The sequence below is a fragment of the Streptomyces sp. NPDC030809 genome (genome assembly GCF_055572195.1).
This window is the reverse complement of the sequence record NZ_JBVIDV010000014.1, coordinates 19,220-39,379: the sequence shown is the minus strand read 5'-3', so window position 1 is coordinate 39,379 and position 20,160 is coordinate 19,220. Positions and strand designations below refer to the sequence as shown.

Below are 20,160 nucleotides of genomic sequence, written 5' to 3'. Positions count from 1 at the left end.
GTAACAACCCCTGGCGGAGCCCCGGAAGCCGCCTCTATGGTCCTGTCATGCCGAACCTGCCCGATGTCGTGCTGTGGTCCATACCTGCATTCGTGCTGCTCACCGTGGTCGAGGTGGTGAGCTGCCGGATCCATCCCGACGAGGATGCCGCCGGGTACGAGGTGAAGGACGCGGCCACCAGCCTCGGCATGGGAATCGGCAGCCTCGGCTTCGACTTCCTGTGGAAGATCCCGGTCCTGGCCGTCTACACCGCGGTCTACGAACTCACCCCGCTGCGCGTGCCGGTGCTGTGGTGGACCCTGCCGCTCATGCTGCTCGCCCAGGACTTCTCGTACTACTGGCAGCACCGCGGGCACCACGTCATCCGCATCCTGTGGGCCTGCCACGTGGTCCACCACTCCAGCCGGAAGTTCAACCTCACCACCGCACTGCGCCAGCCCTGGACGAGCCTGACCTCCTGGCCGTTCTACGTGCCGATGATCGCCCTCGGCGTGCACCCGGCGGCCGTGGCCTTCTGCTACTCCGTCAACCTCGTCTACCAGTTCTGGATCCACACCGAGCGGATCGGCAAGCTGCCCCGGCCGGTCGAATACCTCTTCAACACCCCGTCCCACCACCGCGTCCACCACGCCTCCCAAGGCGGTTACCTGGACCGGAACTTCGGCGGGATCCTGATCGTGTGGGACCGGATCTTCGGCTCCTGGACCGCCGAGACCGAGCGGCCCGTCTTCGGCCTCACCAAGAACATCACCACCTACAACCCGCTGCGCGTGGCCACCCACGAGTACGTCGCCATCGCCCGCGACGTACGCGCCGCCACGAGCTGGCGCGAGCGGGCCGGGCGGGTCTTCCGCGGCCCGGGCTGGAACCCGCAGCCGGCCGCCGCCCCCGCCGCCGCGCCCGGGTCCGCCGCCCCCGCCGCCCCGGCCGCCCCGGAGCGTGCGGCATGACCGGCTCCGCCACCACCCCCGCGGCCGCCGCCCCGGACGCCCCCGCGGGCCCCCGCCGGGAGCTCCTCGGCCGGATCCTGCTCACCGCCTTCGCGGCGGCCTGCGCGGCCGACCTGCTCGCCCTGCTCGCCGACTGGCACCCGGGGCACGTCCTCGCCAAGCCGCTCCTGATGCCGCTGCTCGCCGGCTGGGCACTGACCCGGCGCGCCCCCGCCCTGCTCACCGCCGCCCTGCTCTTCGGCTGGGGCGGGGACGTGGCCCTGCTCTTCGACACCGACCTCGCCTTCCTCCTCGGCATGGGCTCCTTCGCCGCCGGGCACGTCTGCTACCTCGTGCTCTTCGGCCGCGGCCGCACCTCGCCCCTCGTCGGCGCCGGCTACGCGGCCGCCCTCACCGGTACGGTCGCCCTGCTCTGGGCGGACCTGCCCGCCGAGCTGCGCATCCCGGTGGCGGGCTACAGCCTGCTGCTCGCCGCCATGGCGTACCGCTCCGGGGCCCTCGGCCCGGTCGCGGGCGCCGGCGGCGCGCTGTTCCTGCTGTCCGACACCCTGATCGCCACCGGCGTGGCCGAATGGCCGCAGCTGCCCCGCCCGGACTTCTGGATCATGCTCACCTATCTGGCGGCCCAGTACCTGCTGGCCTGCGGAGTCCTCGCCCCGCACCGGGCGTACCGTAGGGAGGTCACACCAGACACCACTGGCTGAATCCGCACCACCCCCGAGGAACCAGCATGCGCGCCACCGTCATCCACGCCCCGCACGACATCCGCGTGGAGGAGGTGACCGACGCCGCCGTCCGGCAGCCCGAGGACGCCGTCGTGCGCGTGCTGCGCGCCTGCATCTGCGGCAGCGACCTGTGGGCCTACCGCGGTGAGGCCAAGCGCGAGCCCGGCCAGCGCATCGGCCACGAGTTCCTCGGCGTGGTCGAGGAGACCGGCTCCGCCGTCACCGGCCTGCGCAAGGGCGACCTGGTCGTGGCCCCCTTCATGTGGTCCGACGGGGTCTGCGCGTACTGCACCGAGGGCCTCTACACCTCCTGCGTGCACGGCGGCTTCTGGGGCTCGGTCGGCTACGACGGCGGCCAGGGCGAGGCCGTGCGCGTCCCGCACGCCGACGGCACCCTGGTCAAGCTGCCCGCCGAGGCCGCCTCCGACGACCGGCTGCTGACCGCCCTGCTCGCCCTCTCCGACGTCATGGGCACCGGCCACCACGCCGCCCTCGGCGCCGGCGTCCGCCCCGGCGCCACCGTCGCGGTGGTCGGCGACGGCGCGGTCGGCCTCTGCGGGGTGCTCGCCGCCAAGCGGCTCGGTGCCGAGCGGATCATCGCCCTCGGCCGGCACTCCGCCCGCACCGACATCGCCAAGCTCTTCGGGGCCACCGACGTGGTCGCCGAGCGCGGCGAGGCCGCCGAGGCCGCCGTGCGCGAGCTCACCCGCGGCGAGGGTGCCCACGCCGTCATCGAGGCGGTCGGCACCGAGCAGTCCATGCGCACCGCCGTGAACATCACCCGCGACGGCGGGGCCATCGGCTACGTGGGCGTCCCGCACGGCAGCGGCACCGGCCTCGACCTCGGCGTGATGTTCGACCGCAACATCAGCCTGCGCGGCGGGGTCGCCCCGGTCCGCGCGTACATCCCGGAGCTCCTGAAGGACGTCCTCGACGGGATCATCGACCCCTCGCCCGTCTTCGACCGCGCCGTCTCCCTGGACGAGGTGCCGGACGGCTACCGCGCGATGGACGACCGCAGCGCCCTGAAGGTCCTCATCACCCCCTGACCGCCGCCGCGCGGCCGCGGCCCCCGGACAGCGCAACGGGCCGGGCGGGAGTTCCCCGCCCGGCCCGTCAGCCGTGCCGTGTCACCGCAGCGCGCCGGCCGTCACTTGACGGCGTTGAGCGCGTTCACCTGGCCGTAGCCGTAGTAGCCCGTCTGGCCCCACTTGCTCTGGCAGGTGGTGGCGTCGATCAGGGCGCCGGTGTTGTCGTAGATCTTCTCCGGGCAGACCTGCTTGTCGGTCTGCGCCTTCAGCATCCGCTGGAGCTGCGCCGGGGTGGCACCCGGGTGCGTGCTCTTCAGCAGCGCCGCGACACCGGCGACGTGCGGGGCGGCCATCGAGGTGCCCTGCTTGTAGCCGTAGCCGCCGCCGGGGAGCGTGGACAGCACGCGGCCATTGGCGTCCGGGGTCGCGGGTATCTGCCACTTGTCGCCGCCGGGGGCGGAGACGTCCACGACACCGAGGCCGTAGCTGGAGTAGTACGAGCGCAGCCCCTTGTCACCGGTCGCGCTGACCGTGACCACGCCCGGGAGCTGCGTGGGCAGGTCCAGGCAGACGCTCGGGTCGATGGTGCGGGTCACTGCGGTGGTGTCGTTCGGGCTGGTCGTGTCCTCAAGGGAGTCCGCGGCCAGGTCCTGGTTCGAGTTGCCGGCCGAGGCCACGCTCAGCACGCCCTTGCGCTCGGCGTACTTCGTCGCCCGGGCGAGGGCCTCCACCAGCGCCTTCTGGTCGTCGTCGGTCTTGCAGTTGAAGAGCCACGGGTCGACGTAGTAGCTGTTGTTGGTCACCTCGATCCCCTTCTCGGCGGCGAACATGAAGCCGCAGACCACGGCCTCGGTGTAGAAGAGGCTGGTGGCGGGCTCGCTCACCTTGATGCCGGCGACCTTCACGCCCGGGGCCACACCGCTGATGCCCTCGCCGTTGCGGGCGGCCGCGATGGTGCCGGCCACGTGGGTGCCGTGGTCGCTGCCGTCCGGGTACGGACGCCAGGCGCCCTCGGAGGTGTCCGCGACACCGCCGACGCAGTTGGCCGACTGCTCCTTGGAGAAGTTCGGGGCGAGATCCGGGTGCGTGTCGTCGACACCCGTGTCGATGACGCCCACCGTGACGCTCTTGCTGCCATCGTTGATCTTGTGCGCCTGGTCGGCCTTGATCGCCCGCAGGTCCCACTGGTTGGGCTCGAGCGGCTCCTCGCCCGGGGCGGCCACTGCCGCCGCCTTGGCGGCCTCGGCCGCGCTCAGCTTCTGGGTCGCGCCCTCTTCGTGCGTCTGCACCGCCTGCAGCGGGGCCGTACGGGTGGCGCCCGCGGAGACCACGTGCTTCACGGTCCGCATGGTCTTCGCGAAGTCGGGGTTCGACGAGTGGGCGACGATGACGCCGATCTTGTCATAGGCGATCACCACCGTGCCGCCCGCGCGCTCGATCGCCTTCTTGATCTGCTTGACCTGGCCGTACGGGCCGAGGTTGACCACGTACGAGAGCTTCGGGCCGGTGGTGTCAGCGGCCTGGGCCACCGTGTCCAGCGGAGCGGCCGAGGCCGTCACTGCCGGGAGGAGGCCGAGCGAGGCCGTGAGCGCCAGGCCGACCGGCACGGCGAGTGCACGGCGGCGTCGGGACCCGAGATGAGCCATGGGTTCTCCACATCATCCGTCTAGATGCCGTCCGGACGCAGGCCGCGTATGGACGGGTACATGACGAGTGAAGCTAGCGCCGATCTTCCCGTCGAAGCAATGAATTCCGAAAGAAAAAACCGCCGTTGAACCGGCCGGATCCCGCATCCGTGCCGTTGACACAGGGGATCGGCACCACCACGTCCCCATGGAGGTCGTTTTGTCCTTCGTCCCCACCGCTTCCGCCCCCCGAGGAGAGCCCGTGACCACCGACGCAGCGCCCCCGCCCGGCAGTACCGGCGCCCGAGACGGCCTGCCGACGGCGGAGCAGTTCGCCGAGGTGCAGCAGAGCGCCGAATTCGGCGAGCTGCGCAGCGCCCACCGCTCGTTCGCCTTCCCCCTGACCGCGGCCTTCATCTCCTGGTACCTGCTCTACGTCCTGCTTTCGAACTACGCGGGCGGATTCATGGGGATCCGGCTGTTCGGGAACATCAACGTGGCCCTCGTCCTCGGGCTCGCCCAGTTCGCGACCACGTTCCTCATCGCCTGGCTGTACTCCAGGCACGCCGCGGCCAAGCTCGACCCCAAGGCCGAGGCCATCAAGTCCCGCATGGAGGCAGGCGCATGACCCACGGCCTCCTCGCCCCGGCCGTCCCGCTCGCGGCCGGACCGGCGACCGAGCACCGCCCGCTGATCATCACCCTCTTCGGGCTCTTCGTCGTCGCGACCCTCGTCATCACCGTCCGGGCCGGCCGGCAGACCCGCGGCGCCGCCGACTTCTACGCCGGCGGCCGCCAGTTCACCGGCTTCCAGAACGGCCTCGCCATCTCCGGCGACTACATGTCCGCCGCGTCCTTCCTCGGCATCGCCGGCGCCATCGCCCTCTTCGGCTACGACGGCTTCCTCTACTCCATCGGCTTCCTCGTCGCCTGGCTGGTGGCCCTGCTGCTCGTCGCCGAGCCGCTGCGCAACTCCGGCCGCTACACCATGGGCGACGTACTCGCCTACCGGATGCGCCAGCGGCCCGTCCGCACCGCCGCCGGCACCTCCACCATCGTCGTCTCGATCTTCTACCTGCTCGCCCAGATGGCCGGGGCCGGGGTCCTGGTCTCCCTGCTGCTCGGCATCACGAGCGACGGCGGCAAGGTCGCGATCGTCGCCCTGGTCGGCGTGCTGATGATCGTCTACGTCACCATCGGAGGCATGAAGGGCACCACCTGGGTGCAGATGGTCAAGGCCGTCCTGCTCATCGCGGGCGCCCTGCTCATCACCTTCCTCGTGCTCCTGAAGTTCGACTTCAGCATCTCGGAGCTGCTCGGCCGGGCCGCCGAGAACAGCGGGAAGGGCGCCGCCTTCCTGGAGCCCGGCCTGAAGTACGGGGCCACCGCCACCTCGAAGATCGACTTCATCTCCCTCGGCCTCGCCCTGGTCCTCGGCACCGCAGGCCTGCCGCACATCCTCATCCGCTTCTACACCGTCCCCACCGCCCAGGCCGCCAGGAAGTCCGTCAACTGGGCCATCGGCATCATCGGCGCCTTCTACCTGATGACCATCGCCCTCGGCTTCGGCGCGGCCGCCCTGCTCAAGCGGGACGACATCATCGCCTCCAACAAGGCGGGCAACACCGCGGCCCCGATGCTCGCCCAGGCGGTCGGCGGGGGCGCCGGCTCCACCGGCGGCGCGATCCTGCTCGCCGTGATCTCCGCCGTCGCCTTCGCCACCATCCTCGCCGTGGTCGCCGGCCTCACCCTGGCCTCGTCCTCCTCCTTCGCCCACGACCTGTACGTGAACGTCATCCGCAAGGGCCGGGCCACCGAGCAAGAGGAGGTCCGCGCCGCCCGCTGGGCCACCGTCGCCATCGGGGCCGTGGCCATCGGCCTCGGCGCCCTCGCCCGCGACCTGAACGTGGCGGGCCTGGTCGCGCTCGCCTTCGCCGTGGCCGCCTCCGCGAACCTGCCCACGATCCTCTACAGCCTCTTCTGGAAGCGCTTCACCACCCGGGGCGCGCTGTGGTCCATCTACGGCGGCCTGATCTCGTCCGTGGTGCTCGTCCTCTTCTCACCCGTGGTGTCCGGCAAGCCCACTTCGATGTTCAAGAACGCCGACTTCTACTGGTTCCCCCTGGAGAACCCGGGCATCGTCTCCATCCCGCTCGGCTTCCTGCTCGGCTGGCTCGGCACGGTCCTGTCGAAGGAGCCCGCCGACCCGCAGAAGTACGCCGAACTGGAGGTCCGCTCGCTCACCGGGACGGGCGCCCACTGAGATCCTCCGAACACCCTGAGTGGCCGCATCGTAGGTCCGTACGATGCGGCCACGCCGCGTCTCGTTCGTTCGGGCGTCCCTGGTTGAAACATGCGTCGCGTAGGCTCGAAACAAGGATCAGACTTCTGGTTTGCGGACCGGGGAGGGGGCCCTCAGTGCTCATCGACACCTATGGCCGAGTGGCCACCGACCTGCGCGTCTCACTCACGGACCGGTGCAATCTGCGCTGCACCTACTGCATGCCCGAAGAGGGCCTGCAGTGGCTGGCCAAGCCCGATCTGCTCACCGACGACGAGATCGTCCGGCTGATCCGCATCGCCGTGACCGGGCTGGGCGTCACCGAGGTCCGCTTCACCGGCGGCGAGCCGCTGCTGCGGCCCGGCCTGGTCGGGATCGTCGAGCGCGTCGCCGCCCTCGCACCGCGCCCCAAGATGTCGCTGACCACCAACGGCATAGGGCTCAAGCGCACCGCGCAGGCCCTCAAGGCGGCCGGCCTCGACCGGGTCAACGTCTCCCTGGACACCCTGCGCCCCGAGGTCTTCAAGACCCTCACCCGCCGCGACCGGCACAAGGACGTGGTCGAGGGCATGGCCGCCGCCCGCGACGCCGGACTCACCCCGGTCAAGGTCAACGCCGTCCTGATGCCCGGCCTCAACGACGACGAGGCCCCCGACCTGCTCGCCTGGGCCGTCGAGAACGGCTACGAGCTGCGCTTCATCGAGCAGATGCCCCTCGACGCCCAGCACGGCTGGAAGCGGGACGGGATGATCACCGCCGGGGACATCCTCGCCTCCCTGCGCACCCGCTTCGACCTCACCGAGGAAGGCGCCGAGGAGCGCGGCTCCGCCCCGGCCGAACGCTGGGTCGTCGACGGCGGCCCCGCCACCGTCGGCGTCATCGCCTCCGTCACCCGGCCGTTCTGCCGGGCCTGCGACCGGACCCGCCTCACCGCGGACGGCCAGGTGCGCACCTGCCTCTTCGCCACCGAGGAGTCCGACCTGCGCGCCGCGCTGCGCTCCGGCGCCCCGGACGAGGAGATCGCCCGCCTGTGGAAGGTGGCGATGTGGGGCAAGAAGGCCGGGTCGGGCCTCGACGACCCGTCCTTCCTGCAGCCCGACCGGCCGATGTCCGCGATCGGCGGCTGAACCCGGGCGGCCGAACCGGGCGCCTGCACCACCGGGTCGGCTGCGCCGGGCCCGCGTCCGGGCCCGCGCCGGGCCCGGCACCCGGACCGGCTCAGGGGGCCTGCTGCCCCCGCTCCCACTCCGCCAGTTCCACCACGTCCTTCAGGAACCCGCGTACGCCCAGGAACTGGGACAGGTGCTCGCGGTGCTCCTCGCAGGCCAGCCAGGTCTTGCGGCGGTCGGGCGTGTGCAGCTTCGGGTTGTTCCAGGCCAGCACCCATACGGCGGCATCGCGGCAGCCCTTGGCGGAGCAGATGGGCACGGTCGCGTCGGAAGAGTCAGGGGAGTTCACGGCTCAACCCTAAAAGACGGAATGACGACGCCGAGCAGCCACGGGGGGAGCTGCCCGGCGTCGGTCCGTCGCTCCGACGGGGGATGCGGAGCGCGTAGGCAGTATGTCACGCAGGACCCGGTGCGGTGCACCGGAACCTCACGATTGATCTGAGCTTTTCCTGAGGTTGCCCGCCTCAAGGGCCGGACGGACCGGCGCCGGGATGAAATTCGAGGGCAGCGAAGGGGCCGATTCCCGCCCCGCGTTGGCGATGACCACGGCCACGTACGGCAGCAGCGCGCCGGCGATCAGGGTCACGACGGCCACGTGCCGCTCCACGTTCCACAGCAGCACGGTCAGGATCACCGACAGGGTCCGGATCCCCATCGAGATCACGTACCGCCGCTGCCGTCCCCGGACGTCCTCCTGGAGTCCCCGCCGGGCCCCGGTGATCCGGAAGACCTCGGCTCCGTTCCGCTTCCGCATCGCGTTCCACCACCCGTTTCCCTCGCCGGACGCTCCGGTCCGGACCACTTCCACCGTAGCCAACGGCCTCCGCGGTGTGGAGAGGGGGTGTCCCGCGAACGGGTCGCTCCGGCGTGCGCCGTCCGCCGCAGCGGCGGAGACTGGGCCCACATGCGCACATCGCGCCACGAGGAGGCGACATGCATTGGTTGTGGGCGATCATCGTCGGATTCGTCCTGGGGCTCATCGCCCGGGCGATCCTGCCCGGCAAGCAGCACCAGCCCCTGTGGCTGACCACGGTGTTCGGCATCCTCGGCGGGGTACTCGGCAACGCGGTCGCCGGCTGGATCGGCGTGGAGGACACCAAGGGCATCGACTGGATCCGGCACCTGCTGGAGATCGCGGGCGCCGTGGTCGTGGTGGGCCTCGGCGACATGGTCTACATGATGATGCGGGGCAGCCGGCGGACGGCGTGACGCGCGGCCGCCGCCCCGCCAGCGGCGCGCCGCGACAGCAGGGGCCGGTACGGACTCCGCGTCCGTACCGGCCCCTTTGCCATGTGCGTTCCGGTCCGGGTCCTCAGACCCCGGTGACCTCGACCGCGGCCAGGTTCTTCTTGCCGCGCCGCAGCACCAGCCAGCGGCCGTGCAGCAGCTCCTCGCGGGCCGGCACGGCGTCCTCGGCGGTCACCTTCACGTTGTTCACGTAGGCCCCGCCCTCCTTCACCGTGCGGCGGCCCGCCGACTTGCTCGCGACCAGGCCGGTCTCGGCGAAGAGGTCCACCACCGGGGCGAGCTCCGCGACCTTGGCGTGCGGCAGCTCGGACAGGGCCGCGGCCAGCGTGGCCTCGTCCAGGTCCGCCAGCTCGCCCTGGCCGAACAGCGCCTTCGAGGCGGCGATCACGGCCGCCGCCTGGTCCGGGCCGTGCACCAGGGCGGTCAGCTCCTCGGCCAGCGCCCGCTGGGCGGCGCGCGCCTGCGGCCGCTCGGCGGTCTGCCGCTCCAGCTCCTCCAGCTCCTCGCGGCTCTTGAAGGAGAGGATCCGCATGTAGGTCGAGATGTCCCGGTCGTCCACGTTCAGCCAGAACTGGTAGAACGCGTACGGGGTGGTCATCTCCGGGTCCAGCCAGACGGCCCCGCCCTCGGTCTTGCCGAACTTGGTGCCGTCCGCCTTGACCATCAGCGGGGTCGCCAGCGCGTGCACGACCGCGCCCGGCTCCAGCCGGTGGATCAGGTCGAGACCGGCGGTCAGGTTGCCCCACTGGTCGGACCCGCCCTGCTGGAGGACGCAGCCGTAGCGGCGGTACAGCTCCAGGAAGTCCATGCCCTGGAGCAGCTGGTAGCTGAACTCCGTGTAGCTGATGCCCTGGTCCGAGTCCAGCCGCTTGGCGACCGAGTCCTTCGTCAGCATCTTGTTGACGCGGAAGTGCTTGCCGATGTCCCGCAGGAACTCGATGGCGGACATGCCCGCCGTCCAGTCCAGGTTGTTCACCATCACGGCCGCGTTCTCGCCCTCGAAGGACAGGTACGGCTCGATCTGGGAGCGCAGCCGGTTCACCCAGTTCGCGACCGTCTCGGGGTCGTTCAGGGTGCGCTCGGCCGTCGGCCGCGGGTCGCCGATCTGGCCGGTGGCACCGCCCACCAGCGCCAGCGGACGGTGGCCCGCCTGCTGGATCCGGCGGACGGTGAGCACCTGCACCAGGTGGCCGACGTGCAGCGAGGCCGCCGTCGGGTCGAAGCCGCAATAGAACGTGACGGGACCGTCCGCGAAGGCCTTGCGCAGGGCTTCTTCATCGGTGGACTGGGCGAACAGCCCGCGCCACTTCAGTTCGTCGACGATGTCCGTCACGGTCTCTCGACTCCTTTGGATGATGGGATTGCCGTCTCAGTCTATGGGGGTCAGACGCCCTTGCTGACCGAGCTCATGTTGAAATCGGGGATGCGCAGCGCGGGCATGGCCGCCCTGGTGAACCAGTCGCTCCACTCGCGCGGCAGGGTCTTCTCGGTCCGGCCGGCCTCGGACGCCCGCGAGAGCAGGTCCACCGGGGACTCGTTGAACCGGAAGTTGTTCACCTCGCCCACGACCTCGCCGTTCTCCACCAGGTACACGCCGTCCCGGGTCAGGCCCGTGAGCAGCAGCGTCGCCGGGTCCACCTCGCGGATGTACCACAGGCAGGTCAGCAGCAGCCCGCGCTCGGTGCCGGCCACCATCTCCTCCAGGGACTTCTCCCCGCCCCCGTCGAGGATCAGGTTCCCGATCGACGGCGCCACCGGCAGCCCGGTCAGGCCCGCGCTGTGCCGGGTGGTCGTCAGACGGGACAGCTCGCCCTCGCGCACCCAGGAGGTGGGCGCGAGCGGCAGCCCGTTGTCGAAGACCGAGGCGTCGTCCCCCGAGCTGTGCGCGATCACGAACGGCGCGGACTCCAGGCCCGGCTCGTTCGGGTCGCTGCGCAGGGTCAGCGGCAGCGCGGAGAGCCGCTCGCCGATCCGGGTGCCCCCGCCCGGCTTGGAGAAGACCGTCCGGCCCTCCGCCGCGTCCCGGGCCGCCGAGGACCACATCTGGTAGATCAGCAGGTCGGCGACCGCGGTGGGCGGCAGCAGGGTCTCGTACCGCCCGGCGGGCAGGTCGAAGCGGCGCTCGGCCCAGCCCAGCCGCTTGGCGAGCTCGGCGTCCAGGGCCCCCGGGTCCACGTCCTTGAAGTCGCGGGTCGACCGGCCCGCCCAGGCGGAGCGCTGGCGGTCGGGGGACTTCGCGTTCAGCTCCAGGGTCCCGTTCGGCTGGTCGTGCCGCAGCCGCAGCCCCGTGGAGGTGCCCACGTACGTGGAGACCAGCTCGTGGTTGGCGAAGCCGTACAGCTCCCGGCCGCCCGCCCGGGCCCGGGCGAAGGCCTCGCCGAGGGCCGGGGCGAAGTCGGTGAACACCGCCGAGGAGGTCTCGGCGGGCGCGTCGGTGAAATCGGGGGAGGAGGGGGTCCCCGTCACCAGCGGCTGGGCGTCCTCGGCCGGTCCCGCCGTACGGGCGGCGGCCTCGGCGGCGCGGACCAGCGGCTCCAGGTCCGCCTCGGTGACCGCGGAGCGCGAGACGACCCCCGAGGCCGTGCCCTCCTTGCCGTCCACCGTGGCGATCACCGTGAGGGTGCGGCCGCGGGTGACCCCGTTGGTGGTCAGCGCATTGCCGGCCCAGCGCAGGTTCGCGGTGGACTGCTCGTCGGCGATCACCACGCAGCCGTCCGCGGTGGACAGCGCGAGCGCCCGCTCGACGATCTCGTGGGGCTTCGTACGGCTCATCGGCCGGCCTCCTGCGTCGTGTTCAGGATGTTGACGTCGCGGAACAGGGCCGACGGGCAGCCGTGCGAGACCGCGGCGACCTGGCCCGGCTGGGCCTTGCCGCAGTTGAAGGCGCCGCCCAGCACGTACGTCTGCGGCCCGCCCACCTTCTCCATCGAGCCCCAGAACTCGGTGGTCGTCGCCTGGTAGGCCACGTCCCGCAGCTGGCCGGCGAGGCGGCCGTTCTCGATGCGGAAGAAGCGCTGCCCGGTGAACTGGAAGTTGTAGCGCTGCATGTCGATCGACCAGGAGCGGTCGCCGACCACGTAGATGCCCCGCTCCACCCCGCCGATCAGGTCCTCGGTCGACAGGCCGCCCGGCTCCGGGCGCAGCGAGACGTTCGCCATCCGCTGCACCGGCACGTGGGCGGGGGAGTCCGCGAAGGCGCAGCCGTTGGAGCGGCCCAGGCCGGTGAGCTGCGCGATGCGCCGGTCCAGCTGGTAGCCGACCAGGGTGCCGTCCTTGACCAGGTCCCAGCTCTGCGCCTCGACGCCCTCGTCGTCGTAGCCGATGGTGGCCAGGCCGTGCTCGGCCGTCCGGTCGCCCGTCACGTTCATGATCGAGGAGCCGTACGCGAGCTTGCCCAGCTGGTCGAAGGTGGCGAAGGAGGTGCCGGCGTACGCGGCCTCGTAGCCCAGGGCCCGGTCCAGCTCGGTGGCGTGGCCGATGGACTCGTGGATGGTCAGCCACAGGTTCGACGGGTCCACGACCAGGTCGTAGCGCCCGGCCTGCACGCTGGGGGCGCGCATCTTCTCGGCGAGCAGCTCCGGGATCTGCTCCAGCTCGGCGTTCCAGTCCCAGCCGGTGCCGGTCAGGTACTCCCAGCCGCGGCCCACCGGCGGGGCGATGGTCCGCATCGAGTCGAACTCGCCGGTCTTGTCGTCCACGGCCACGGCCGTGAGCTGCGGGTGCAGCCGGACCCGCTGCTGGGTGGTGACGGTGCCGGCGGTGTCCGCGTAGAACTTGTTCTCGTGCACCGCGAGGAGCGAGGCGTCCACGTGGGCCACCCCGTCCGCGGCCAGCAGCCGGGAGCTCCAGTCGGCCAGCAGGGCCGCCTTCTCCTCGTCCGGCACGTCGAAGGGGTTCACCTCGTACGAGGAGATCCACGTCTTGTCCGCGTGCACCGGCTCGGGGGCCAGCTCCACCCGCTCGTCGGAGCCCGCGGCGGCGATCACCTTGGCCGACAGCTTGGCCATGGCCACGGCCTGCGAGGCCACGCGGGCCGCGCCGTCCATGGTCAGGTCCACTCCGGAGGCGAAGCCCCAGCTGCCGCCGTGCACGACCCGCACCGCGAAGCCCAGGTCGGTGGTGTCGGAGGAGCCGGACGGCTTGGCGTCGCGCAGCCGCCAGGAGGCGCTGCGGATCCGCTCCAGCCGGAAATCGGCGTGGTCGCAGCCCAGGGCGCGGGCTCGGGCGAGCGCCGCGTCGGCGAGCGCCCGCAAGGGCAGCGCCGTGAACGCGGCGTCGATGGAATGAGGCACGGATGTCTCCCAGTTGGTCGGGACCGGTGACTCCGATCATGGCGTGACCGGGCGTCTCGTGCCTACATCTTTCTGTAGGGACCCCACAGAGCCGTTCTCCATGACCTGTCGGTGCTCGATTCTCCGGAACGAGGGACGGACCGATAGGTTTCCGGTTGACCAGACAGCTAGGGAAAGGGTGATCCGTTGAGCCGCTCGGTTCTCGTCACCGGAGGAAACCGGGGCATCGGCCTCGCCATCGCCCGCGCCTTCGCAGAGGCCGGCGACCAGGTCGCCATCACGTACCGCTCGGGCGAGCCGCCCGCGGCCCTCGCCGAGCTCGGCGTGCTCGCGGTCCGCTGCGACATCACCGATCCCGAGCAGGTGGAGCAGGCCTACAAGGAGATCGAGGACAAGCACGGCCCGGTCGAGGTGCTGGTGGCGAACGCCGGCATCACCAAGGACCAGCTGCTGATGCGCATGTCCGAGGACGACTTCACCTCGGTTCTGGACACCAACCTCACCGGCACCTTCCGGGTGGTCAAGCGCGCCAACCGGGGCATGCTGCGCGCCAAGAAGGGCCGCGTCGTCCTCATCTCCTCCGTCGTCGGCCTGCTCGGCTCGGCGGGGCAGGCGAACTACGCCGCCTCCAAGGCCGGCCTGGTCGGCTTCGCCCGCTCCCTCGCCCGCGAGCTGGGCTCCCGGAACATCACCTTCAACGTCGTCGCGCCCGGCTTCGTGGACACCGACATGACCGCCGTGCTCACCGACGAGCAGCGCGCCGGCATCGTCGGCCAGGTCCCGCTGGGCCGCTACGCGCAGCCGGAGGAGATCGCCGCGGCGGTCCGCTTCCTCGCGTCGGACGACGCCTCGTACATCACCGGAGCCGTCATTCCCGTTGACGGCGGATTGGGCATGGGTCACTGATCACATGAGCGGAATTCTCGACGGCAAGCGGATCCTGATCACGGGCGTGCTGATGGAGTCCTCCATCGCCTTCCACGCCGCCAGGCTTGCCCAGGAGCAGGGCGCCGAGGTCATCCTCACCGCCTGGCCGCGGCCGACCCTGACCGAGCGCATCGCCAAGAAGCTGCCGAAGCCCGTCAAGGTGATCGAGCTCGACGTCACGAACGACGAGCACCTGGCCCGCCTGGAGGGCCTGGTCCGCGACGAGCTCGGCGGCCTCGACGGGGTCGTCCACTCGATCGGCTTCGCCCCGCAGGACGCCCTGGGCGGCAACTTCCTGAACACCCCCTTCGAGTCGGTCTCGACCGCCATGCACGTCTCGGCCTTCTCCCTGAAGTCCCTGACCATGGCCTGCAAGCCGCTCTTCCCGGCGGAGGGCGCGGCCGTCGTCGGCCTCACCTTCGACGCGCAGTTCGCGTGGCCGCAGTACGACTGGATGGGCCCGGCCAAGGCGGCCCTGGAGGCCACCAGCCGCTACCTCGCCCGCGACCTGGGCAAGGAGAACATCCGCTGCAACCTGGTCTCGGCCGGTCCGCTGGGCTCGATGGCCGCGAAGTCCATCCCGGGCTTCTCGGACCTCGCGGAGGTCTGGAACACCCGCTCGATGCTGGAGTGGGACATGTCGGACCCCGAGCCCACGGGCAAGGCGATCGTCGCCCTGCTGTCGGACTGGTTCCCGAAGACCACCGGCGAGATCGTCCACGTGGACGGCGGTCTGCACGCGATGGGTGCCTGACCGGCTTCCCCCGTACGACGGCGACGGCCGCGGCTCCTGCACCGGAGCCGCGGCCGTCGCCGTTCCGGGTCTCCCGAGTCGAAGAACCGGCCCGCTGCCTGCACACTGGCCGGACCGGGACCTTCCCGGCTCGGCGGGGAGGAGGTACGGGTGTGCGCCCGAGGCGGAGTCGAGCGGTGTGCCTGCTGGTGACCTCGGTCGTGCTGTCCGGCTTCCTGGCCCCGAGCGTGGCGGCCGACGGGGCCGCCGGGGCCGCCGGGAGTGCGGAGGCCGCCGGGAGCACGGGGGCCGCAGGCCCGGAGGCGGCCCTCCCCGACCTGCGCGACCTGCCCGTGGAGCCCCCGCTCCAGCCGGCCCGCCCGGAAGGGGAGCCGCTCTTCGGCGCCGACTGCGACACCGAGATCGAGGGCTCCCGCGTCACCGCGAACTGCCACAACCCGTACCCGCAGACCGATCTGGTGACCCTCCACGTGGAGTGCGAGCGCTGGTGGGACGTGGACGGGGACAGCGCCCCGGCCGTCCTCGGCCCCGCCGGGCACGTCGAGCTGACCGGCCGCTGCTGGAAGGAGGTCCGCTCGGCCTGGGTCGGACACCGGCCCGGCTGAGCCGCGCCGGCTCCCCGCGTACGGGTCCGGTGCCCGGCTGCGTACGTCAGCCGTTGCCGGGGCCCCGGCGGCCGGGGGCGTCCTTCAGCCACCCGAACGGGTAGCCGGCCGCCTCCGAGGCCGCCGCGTCCCCGTCGCCCCGCCGGATCGCCTCGACCAGCCGGGCGTGGTCCATGTGGGTGTCGGGGGTCAGCTCCGTGCCCACGTCCTCGCGCAGCCAGTCCCGCAGCAGCTCGCCGAGGTCCGCGTACAGCCCGATCAGCACGTCGTTGTGCGAGGCGGCGACCACGGCCATGTGCAGGCTCACGTCGGCGGCCACGAACACCTCCGCGTCCCCGCCCTCCCAGGCCTGCTCCCGCCGGGCCAGCAGCGCGTCCAGCTGGGCCAGGTCCCGTTCGGTGCGCCGTTCCGCCGCCAGCCGGGCCGCCGAGGACTCCAGCGTGGAGCGCAGCTCGGCGATGTGCCGCGGGTCGGCGTCCGCGAAGCGCCGGTGCATCACCCCCGCCAGCTCGCTCGTGGCGACGACGTACGTGCCCGAGCCCTGCCGGATGTCCAGCAGGCCGTTGTGCGCGAGGGCGCGGACGGCCTCGCGGACCGTGTTCCGGGCCACTCCCAGCAGCTCCACCAGCTCCGGCTCGGTGGGGATGCGCGAGCCCAGGGGCCATTCGCCCGAGGTGATCTGGTTCCGGAGCTGGGCGATCACCTGGTCGGCGAGCGCGGAGCGCCGGGGCGAGGTCAGCGGCATGAGGCCCTCTCGGTGCAAGGCGGGACTGGACAACCAATCATCCCATGATTCTATGATGGCTGTATGCCCGACGATGAGATACAGGTCCTGAACCGTAAGGCCCCCGCGCGCGCCGCGCTGCAGGCACCCGCCGAGGCCGCGGCCCCCGCCCGCTGGCTGGGCCCGCTCCTCGTCGCCGCCATCGTGCTCGCCGCCCTGAACCTGCGCCCGGCGATCACCAGCCTCGGCGCCCTGCTGGAGGAGGCCCGCGAGGGCCTCGGCATGAGCGGCGCCGTCGCGGGCCTGCTGACCTCGGTGCCCACGCTCTGCTTCGCCGTCTTCGGCCTCACCGCCCCACGGCTCGCCCGCCGGTTCGGCCCGGCCGCGGTCGTGTGCGCCGGCATGGCCGCCGTCGCCGCCGGACTGGTCATACGCCCGTTCGCGAGCGGCACCGCCGGCTTCCTGGCCGCCAGCGCGCTCTCCCTCGCGGGCATCGCCCTCACCAACGTGCTGCTCCCGGTGATCGTCAAGCGCTGGTTCCCCGACCGGATCGGCACCATGACCGGCCTCTACTCGATGGCCCTCGCCATCGGCACCTCCGTGGCCGCCGCCGCGACCGTGCCGATGACCGAGGCCCTCGGCGGGAACTGGCGGGCCGGCCTGCTGGTCTGGGCGGTGCTCGCCGTCATCGCCGTACTGCCCTGGACCGCCGTGGCGCGCGAGGTCCGCAAGGAGCGGAACGCGCACTCCGCCCCCGGGGCCCCCGACCGGCCGGCCGCCGCCGGCCCCCGGGTCACCCGCAGCCGCACCGCCTGGGCCCTGGCCGGCTACTTCGGACTCCAGGCCACCGGCGCCTACGTGACCATGGGCTGGATGCCGCAGATCTTCCGCGACGCCGGGGTCTCGGCCGGCACCGCCGGAGTCCTGCTCGCCGTGACCATGGTCATGGGCGTCCCGCTGGCCTTCGTCACCCGCCTGGCCGGAGCCGTCCGCAACCAGGGGGTCGTCGTCGCCGGGCTCGGCGCCTTCGGGCTCGCCGGATACGCCGGCCTGTACTTCGCGCCCGCCGGCGGGGCCTGGCTCTGGGCCGTCCTCCTCGGCGTCTCGAACTGCGCCTTCCCGCTCGCCATCACCATGATCGGCCTGCGCGCCCGGTCCGCGGCCGGAGTGGTCCGGCTCTCCGCCTTCGCGCAGAGCACCGGCTACCTGATCTCCATCCCCGGCCCCCTCCTCATCGGCGTCCTCTACCAGCACAGCGGCGGCTGGGACCTCCCGCTGGCCCTCATGGCCGGGCTGATGGTCCCGCAGATCGCCGTGGGCGTCCTGGCCGGACGGGACCGCACGATCGAGGACGAATGCGGCATGGGAGACTGAGGCCATGTCTGTCCTGGAACCGAACCCCAAGAACGGCCACAAGAAGCTCGCCATCGTGCTCGGCGCGATGCTCGGGGTCACGGTCGTCATCGCCATCATCGCGACCCTCGCCTCTCCCTGATCCGCCGCGCGGGTGGGGTTAACCCCCCGTCCCCTAGGGGGGCGGACTCAGGGTGAAGTGGGTGGGATGCCGGATGGGGGCCGCCGGCCCGGATCCGTAGATTCGGAGGCACAGCGGCAGCACCGGCCGGAAATCCAGCAGCACCCGCGGAGGCGGTCATGTCCACACCCGTCCAGTCCCGCCCCCTCCTCCCACCCCGCCGGCCCACCCGCGCCGCGGACACCCGCCTGCCCTGGTGGGCGGTCGTCCTCCCGGTCGCGGCCTTCGCCGCCCTGCTCCTGCTGCTCGCCGGATCCGGCGGGGCCCAGGCCGCCGGCCCCTTCCCCCTCGGCGAGCTGATGGACCAGGTGCACCGGCTGCGCGGCTGACCCGCGCCGCCGCTCCGCACCGTGCGCCGGTGCGCGCCCGCCCCGGACGGGTGAGCCCGTCAACACCCTGCGCTCCATGGCTCGTTTCGTGCGAAGCTGAACGGCATGAGCGTCGACGCACCCCGCAGGATCGTCCTACTCCGGCACGCGAAGGCAGACTGGCCGCAGGTGTCCGACCACGACCGGCCGCTCGCGGACCGCGGCCGCAAGGAGGCCCCGGCCGTCGGACTGAAGCTGGCGGAAACCGGCATCGCCTTCGACCTGGCCCTCTGTTCCACCGCCGTCCGGACCCGCGAGACCTGGAAGCTCGCCGTCCAGGAGCTCCCGCACCGGCCCCGGACGGTCTACGAGGAGCGGCTGTACGAGGCCTCGCCGGGCGAGCTCATCGCCCTGCTCAACGAGACCCCGGACGAGGTCGGAGACCTCCTCGTCATCGGGCACAACCCGGGCATGCAGGCGCTCGCCGACATCCTGTCCGGCAGTGCCAAGGACGACGCGATGGCCCGGATGGCCCGGTCCGGGTTCCCGACCGCGGCCCTCGCCATCATCGGGTTCACCGGCTCCTGGAAGTCCGTCGAGCCCGGGGTCGGCACGCTGCTCGACTTCTGGAGCCCGCAGCACTGAGCGCGCCGGGCCCGGCGCCCGCCCCCTTGGCCCGTACCCGTACGAGGAAGAGACCCCCGGCAGCGGATGCCGGGGGTCTCTCCGTACGGGTCACGGGACGAGGGCGACGCCGGAGCCGGGCCCGGGGCCCTGCCTCAGTCGAGGTCGGCGGCCTCGACCTCCTCGCGGGTGATGCCCAGCAGGTACAACACGGCGTCGAGGAAGGGCACGTTGACGGCGGTGTGCGCCGCCTCGCGCACGACCGGCTTGGCGTTGAAGGCCACCCCGAGCCCGGCCGCGTTCAGCATGTCCAGGTCGTTCGCACCGTCGCCGATGGCCACCGTCTGCGCCAGCGGCACCCCGGCCTCGGCGGCGAACCGGCGCAGGAGCCGGGCCTTCCCGGCCCGGTCCACGATCTCGCCGGTGACCCGGCCGGTCAGCTTCCCGTCGACGATCTCCAGGGTGTTGGCCGAGGCGAAGTCCAGGCCGAGCCGGTCCTGCAGATCGTCCGTCACCTGCGTGAAACCGCCGGAGACCACGCCCACCTGGTAGCCGAGCCGCTTCAGGGTCCGGATCAGGGTGCGGGCGCCCGGGGTGAGCCGCACCTCCGCCCTGACCTTGTCCACGACGGAGGCGTCGAGCCCGGCCAGCAGCGCGACCCGGGCGTGCAGGGACTGCTCGAAGTCCAGCTCCCCGCGCATCGCCTGCGCGGTTACCTCCGCCACCTTGTCCTCGCAGCCCGCATGGGCCGCGAACAGCTCGATGACCTCGTCCTGGATCAGGGTGGAGTCCACGTCCATGACCACCAGCCGCTGGGCCCGCCGGTGCAGACCGGCCGAGACCACCGCCACGTCCACGCCGATCTGCGCGGCGGTGGTGGCCAGGGCGGTCCGCAGGGGCTCGGTCTCGGCACCCGAAACGGCGAATTCCACCGCCGTCACCGGGAACTTGGCGAGCCGGAAGATGCGGTCGATGTTGCCGCCGGTGTCGGTGATGCGGGCCGCTATCACCGCGGTGGACTCGGCCGTCAGCGGGTGCCCGAGCACGGTGACGTGCGAGCGGCCGCTGCCGCGGGGCCGGTTGTCGCCGGTACCCGAAATGATCTCCGCCTGGAGCTTGAACGATTCGGCCCAGCTGTGCACGGTGGCCCGCAGTTCGCCCTCGCTCCCGGCCCCCTGGGGCACGGTGATCAGGGCACACAGCACGATCCGGCCCCGGGTCACGACCTGCTCGATGTCGACCACGTCGACCGAGTAGGCGGCGAGGGTGTCGAACAGCCCGGCGGTGATACCGGGGCGGTCCTTGCCGAAGATCTTGACGAGGAGGGTGGGGACATCGGAGATCTGCGCATCGCTCATGGTGCC

Annotated in this window: 22 protein-coding genes; 14 read left to right on the top strand and 8 right to left on the bottom strand. The window is 72.0% G+C overall.

All coding sequences use genetic code 11. The annotated features are described in order from the left end of the window. Window positions 1–47: 47 nt before the first annotated feature. Genes ACZ407_RS19515 through ACZ407_RS19505 form a run of 3 tightly spaced genes read left to right on the top strand, consistent with a single transcriptional unit; the run spans window position 48 to window position 2,724 of the window. Window positions 48–950, top strand: a complete 903-nt coding sequence (locus tag ACZ407_RS19515; RefSeq protein ID WP_468129768.1) for a sterol desaturase family protein — start codon at window positions 48–50, stop codon at window positions 948–950. Continuing rightward, complete coding sequence (locus tag ACZ407_RS19510; RefSeq protein ID WP_468129766.1) at window positions 947–1,654, top strand: lysoplasmalogenase; 708 nt, start codon at window positions 947–949, stop codon at window positions 1,652–1,654. Before ACZ407_RS19515 ends, ACZ407_RS19510 begins: the two co-directional genes overlap by 4 nt. A gap of 26 nt (window positions 1,655–1,680) precedes the next feature. Next, a complete protein-coding gene (locus ACZ407_RS19505; protein ID WP_468129764.1) occupies window positions 1,681–2,724 on the top strand; it encodes a zinc-dependent alcohol dehydrogenase family protein in 1,044 nt (347 codons plus the stop codon). A 101-nt stretch (window positions 2,725–2,825) separates the two neighbouring features. Here ACZ407_RS19505 and ACZ407_RS19500 read toward each other — a convergent pair whose 3' ends face one another. After that, window positions 2,826–4,352, bottom strand: coding sequence for a S8 family peptidase (locus ACZ407_RS19500; RefSeq protein ID WP_468129762.1), 1,527 nt, complete (start codon window positions 4,350–4,352; stop codon window positions 2,826–2,828). A gap of 241 nt (window positions 4,353–4,593) precedes the next feature. Here ACZ407_RS19500 and ACZ407_RS19495 point away from each other — a divergent pair, with 241 nt between their 5' ends. The 3 genes from ACZ407_RS19495 (at window position 4,594) to moaA (ending at window position 7,738) form a co-directional block, all read left to right on the top strand. After that, complete coding sequence (locus ACZ407_RS19495; protein ID WP_468129760.1) at window positions 4,594–4,959, top strand: DUF485 domain-containing protein; 366 nt, start codon at window positions 4,594–4,596, stop codon at window positions 4,957–4,959. Next, window positions 4,956–6,593: a solute symporter family protein gene (locus ACZ407_RS19490; protein WP_468129758.1), complete on the top strand. Its 1,638-nt coding sequence runs from the start codon at window positions 4,956–4,958 to the stop codon at window positions 6,591–6,593. The genes ACZ407_RS19495 and ACZ407_RS19490 overlap by 4 nt, the downstream gene beginning before the upstream one ends. Window positions 6,594–6,748: 155 nt before the next feature. Then, on the top strand, window positions 6,749–7,738 hold the full coding sequence (moaA, locus tag ACZ407_RS19485) for a GTP 3',8-cyclase MoaA (protein WP_468129756.1): 990 nt from the start codon (window positions 6,749–6,751) through the stop codon (window positions 7,736–7,738). Window positions 7,739–7,829: 91 nt separating this feature from the next. Here moaA and ACZ407_RS19480 read toward each other — a convergent pair whose 3' ends face one another. Both ACZ407_RS19480 and ACZ407_RS19475 read right to left on the bottom strand, forming a co-directional pair. Beyond that, entirely contained in the window at window positions 7,830–8,069 is a 240-nt protein-coding gene (locus ACZ407_RS19480) for a hypothetical protein (RefSeq protein ID WP_468129754.1), read from the bottom strand. A gap of 138 nt (window positions 8,070–8,207) precedes the next feature. Further along, window positions 8,208–8,534, bottom strand: coding sequence for a DUF3099 domain-containing protein (locus tag ACZ407_RS19475; protein ID WP_468129752.1), 327 nt, complete (start codon window positions 8,532–8,534; stop codon window positions 8,208–8,210). Window positions 8,535–8,713: 179 nt separating this feature from the next. Here ACZ407_RS19475 and ACZ407_RS19470 point away from each other — a divergent pair, with 179 nt between their 5' ends. Next, window positions 8,714–8,989: a GlsB/YeaQ/YmgE family stress response membrane protein gene (locus tag ACZ407_RS19470; RefSeq protein WP_468129750.1), complete on the top strand. Its 276-nt coding sequence runs from the start codon at window positions 8,714–8,716 to the stop codon at window positions 8,987–8,989. A 103-nt stretch (window positions 8,990–9,092) separates the two neighbouring features. On the opposite strand, the gene tyrS is transcribed toward ACZ407_RS19470, so the two are convergent. Genes tyrS through ACZ407_RS19455 form a run of 3 tightly spaced genes read right to left on the bottom strand, consistent with a single transcriptional unit; the run spans window position 9,093 to window position 13,320 of the window. Then, window positions 9,093–10,361: a tyrosine--tRNA ligase gene (gene tyrS, locus ACZ407_RS19465; RefSeq protein WP_468129748.1), complete on the bottom strand. Its 1,269-nt coding sequence runs from the start codon at window positions 10,359–10,361 to the stop codon at window positions 9,093–9,095. A 50-nt stretch (window positions 10,362–10,411) separates the two neighbouring features. Then, on the bottom strand, window positions 10,412–11,800 hold the full coding sequence (locus tag ACZ407_RS19460) for a metallopeptidase TldD-related protein (RefSeq protein WP_468129746.1): 1,389 nt from the start codon (window positions 11,798–11,800) through the stop codon (window positions 10,412–10,414). Continuing rightward, on the bottom strand, window positions 11,797–13,320 hold the full coding sequence (locus tag ACZ407_RS19455; RefSeq protein WP_468129744.1) for a TldD/PmbA family protein: 1,524 nt from the start codon (window positions 13,318–13,320) through the stop codon (window positions 11,797–11,799). Before ACZ407_RS19455 ends, ACZ407_RS19460 begins: the two co-directional genes overlap by 4 nt. Window positions 13,321–13,506: 186 nt before the next feature. On the opposite strand from ACZ407_RS19455, the gene fabG reads away from it, so the two are divergent. The 3 genes from fabG (at window position 13,507) to ACZ407_RS19440 (ending at window position 15,606) form a co-directional block, all read left to right on the top strand. After that, window positions 13,507–14,226 carry a 3-oxoacyl-[acyl-carrier-protein] reductase gene (fabG, locus tag ACZ407_RS19450; protein ID WP_468129742.1) on the top strand — a complete coding sequence of 240 codons (720 nt, stop codon included), beginning with the start codon at window positions 13,507–13,509 and terminating at the stop codon, window positions 14,224–14,226. Between the two features lie 4 nt (window positions 14,227–14,230). After that, window positions 14,231–15,001, top strand: coding sequence for an enoyl-ACP reductase FabI (fabI, locus tag ACZ407_RS19445; RefSeq protein WP_468129740.1), 771 nt, complete (start codon window positions 14,231–14,233; stop codon window positions 14,999–15,001). 152 nt (window positions 15,002–15,153) lie between these two features. Next, on the top strand, window positions 15,154–15,606 hold the full coding sequence (locus ACZ407_RS19440) for a hypothetical protein (protein ID WP_468129738.1): 453 nt from the start codon (window positions 15,154–15,156) through the stop codon (window positions 15,604–15,606). A 46-nt stretch (window positions 15,607–15,652) separates the two neighbouring features. Here the strand turns inward: ACZ407_RS19440 and ACZ407_RS19435 are convergent, their stop codons facing one another. Beyond that, window positions 15,653–16,351 carry a FadR/GntR family transcriptional regulator gene (locus tag ACZ407_RS19435; RefSeq protein WP_468130052.1) on the bottom strand — a complete coding sequence of 233 codons (699 nt, stop codon included), beginning with the start codon at window positions 16,349–16,351 and terminating at the stop codon, window positions 15,653–15,655. Between the two features lie 63 nt (window positions 16,352–16,414). On the opposite strand from ACZ407_RS19435, the gene ACZ407_RS19430 reads away from it, so the two are divergent. The 4 genes from ACZ407_RS19430 to ACZ407_RS19415 all read left to right on the top strand — a co-directional run bounded on the left by ACZ407_RS19430 (window position 16,415) and on the right by ACZ407_RS19415 (window position 18,817). Further along, a complete protein-coding gene (locus ACZ407_RS19430; protein WP_468129736.1) occupies window positions 16,415–17,704 on the top strand; it encodes a CynX/NimT family MFS transporter in 1,290 nt (429 codons plus the stop codon). 4 nt (window positions 17,705–17,708) lie between these two features. Continuing rightward, window positions 17,709–17,825: an SGM_5486 family transporter-associated protein gene (locus ACZ407_RS19425; RefSeq protein ID WP_468129734.1), complete on the top strand. Its 117-nt coding sequence runs from the start codon at window positions 17,709–17,711 to the stop codon at window positions 17,823–17,825. A 158-nt stretch (window positions 17,826–17,983) separates the two neighbouring features. Further along, entirely contained in the window at window positions 17,984–18,193 is a 210-nt protein-coding gene (locus ACZ407_RS19420) for a hypothetical protein (protein WP_468129732.1), read from the top strand. A 105-nt stretch (window positions 18,194–18,298) separates the two neighbouring features. Beyond that, window positions 18,299–18,817, top strand: coding sequence for a SixA phosphatase family protein (locus ACZ407_RS19415; RefSeq protein WP_468129730.1), 519 nt, complete (start codon window positions 18,299–18,301; stop codon window positions 18,815–18,817). Between the two features lie 134 nt (window positions 18,818–18,951). Here ACZ407_RS19415 and serB read toward each other — a convergent pair whose 3' ends face one another. Beyond that, the gene (gene serB / locus ACZ407_RS19410; RefSeq protein ID WP_468129728.1) at window positions 18,952–20,154 is read right to left on the bottom strand and encodes a phosphoserine phosphatase SerB; all 1,203 of its coding nucleotides are present in this window, start codon (window positions 20,152–20,154) and stop codon (window positions 18,952–18,954) included. Window positions 20,155–20,160: the final 6 nt, after the last annotated feature.

Bases quoted from the DNA above. Each gene is read 5' to 3' on its own strand.
- ACZ407_RS19470 (WP_468129750.1), top strand. From the start codon at position 8,714: ATGCATTGGTTGTGGGCGATCATCGTCGGATTCGTCCTGGGGCTCATC.
- ACZ407_RS19505 (WP_468129764.1), top strand. From the start codon at position 1,681: ATGCGCGCCACCGTCATCCACGCCCCGCACGACATCCGCGTGGAGGAG.
- ACZ407_RS19420 (WP_468129732.1), top strand. From the start codon at position 17,984: ATGTCCACACCCGTCCAGTCCCGCCCCCTCCTCCCACCCCGCCGGCCC.
- ACZ407_RS19500 (WP_468129762.1), bottom strand. From the start codon at position 4,352: ATGGCTCATCTCGGGTCCCGACGCCGCCGTGCACTCGCCGTGCCGGTC.
- ACZ407_RS19430 (WP_468129736.1), top strand. From the start codon at position 16,415: ATGCCCGACGATGAGATACAGGTCCTGAACCGTAAGGCCCCCGCGCGC.
- ACZ407_RS19415 (WP_468129730.1), top strand. From the start codon at position 18,299: ATGAGCGTCGACGCACCCCGCAGGATCGTCCTACTCCGGCACGCGAAG.
- ACZ407_RS19425 (WP_468129734.1), top strand. From the start codon at position 17,709: ATGTCTGTCCTGGAACCGAACCCCAAGAACGGCCACAAGAAGCTCGCC.
- fabI (WP_468129740.1), top strand. From the start codon at position 14,231: ATGAGCGGAATTCTCGACGGCAAGCGGATCCTGATCACGGGCGTGCTG.
- ACZ407_RS19515 (WP_468129768.1), top strand. From the start codon at position 48: ATGCCGAACCTGCCCGATGTCGTGCTGTGGTCCATACCTGCATTCGTG.
- ACZ407_RS19510 (WP_468129766.1), top strand. From the start codon at position 947: ATGACCGGCTCCGCCACCACCCCCGCGGCCGCCGCCCCGGACGCCCCC.
- serB (WP_468129728.1), bottom strand. From the start codon at position 20,154: ATGAGCGATGCGCAGATCTCCGATGTCCCCACCCTCCTCGTCAAGATC.
- ACZ407_RS19475 (WP_468129752.1), bottom strand. From the start codon at position 8,534: ATGCGGAAGCGGAACGGAGCCGAGGTCTTCCGGATCACCGGGGCCCGG.
- ACZ407_RS19460 (WP_468129746.1), bottom strand. From the start codon at position 11,800: ATGAGCCGTACGAAGCCCCACGAGATCGTCGAGCGGGCGCTCGCGCTG.
- ACZ407_RS19490 (WP_468129758.1), top strand. From the start codon at position 4,956: ATGACCCACGGCCTCCTCGCCCCGGCCGTCCCGCTCGCGGCCGGACCG.
- ACZ407_RS19435 (WP_468130052.1), bottom strand. From the start codon at position 16,351: ATGCCGCTGACCTCGCCCCGGCGCTCCGCGCTCGCCGACCAGGTGATC.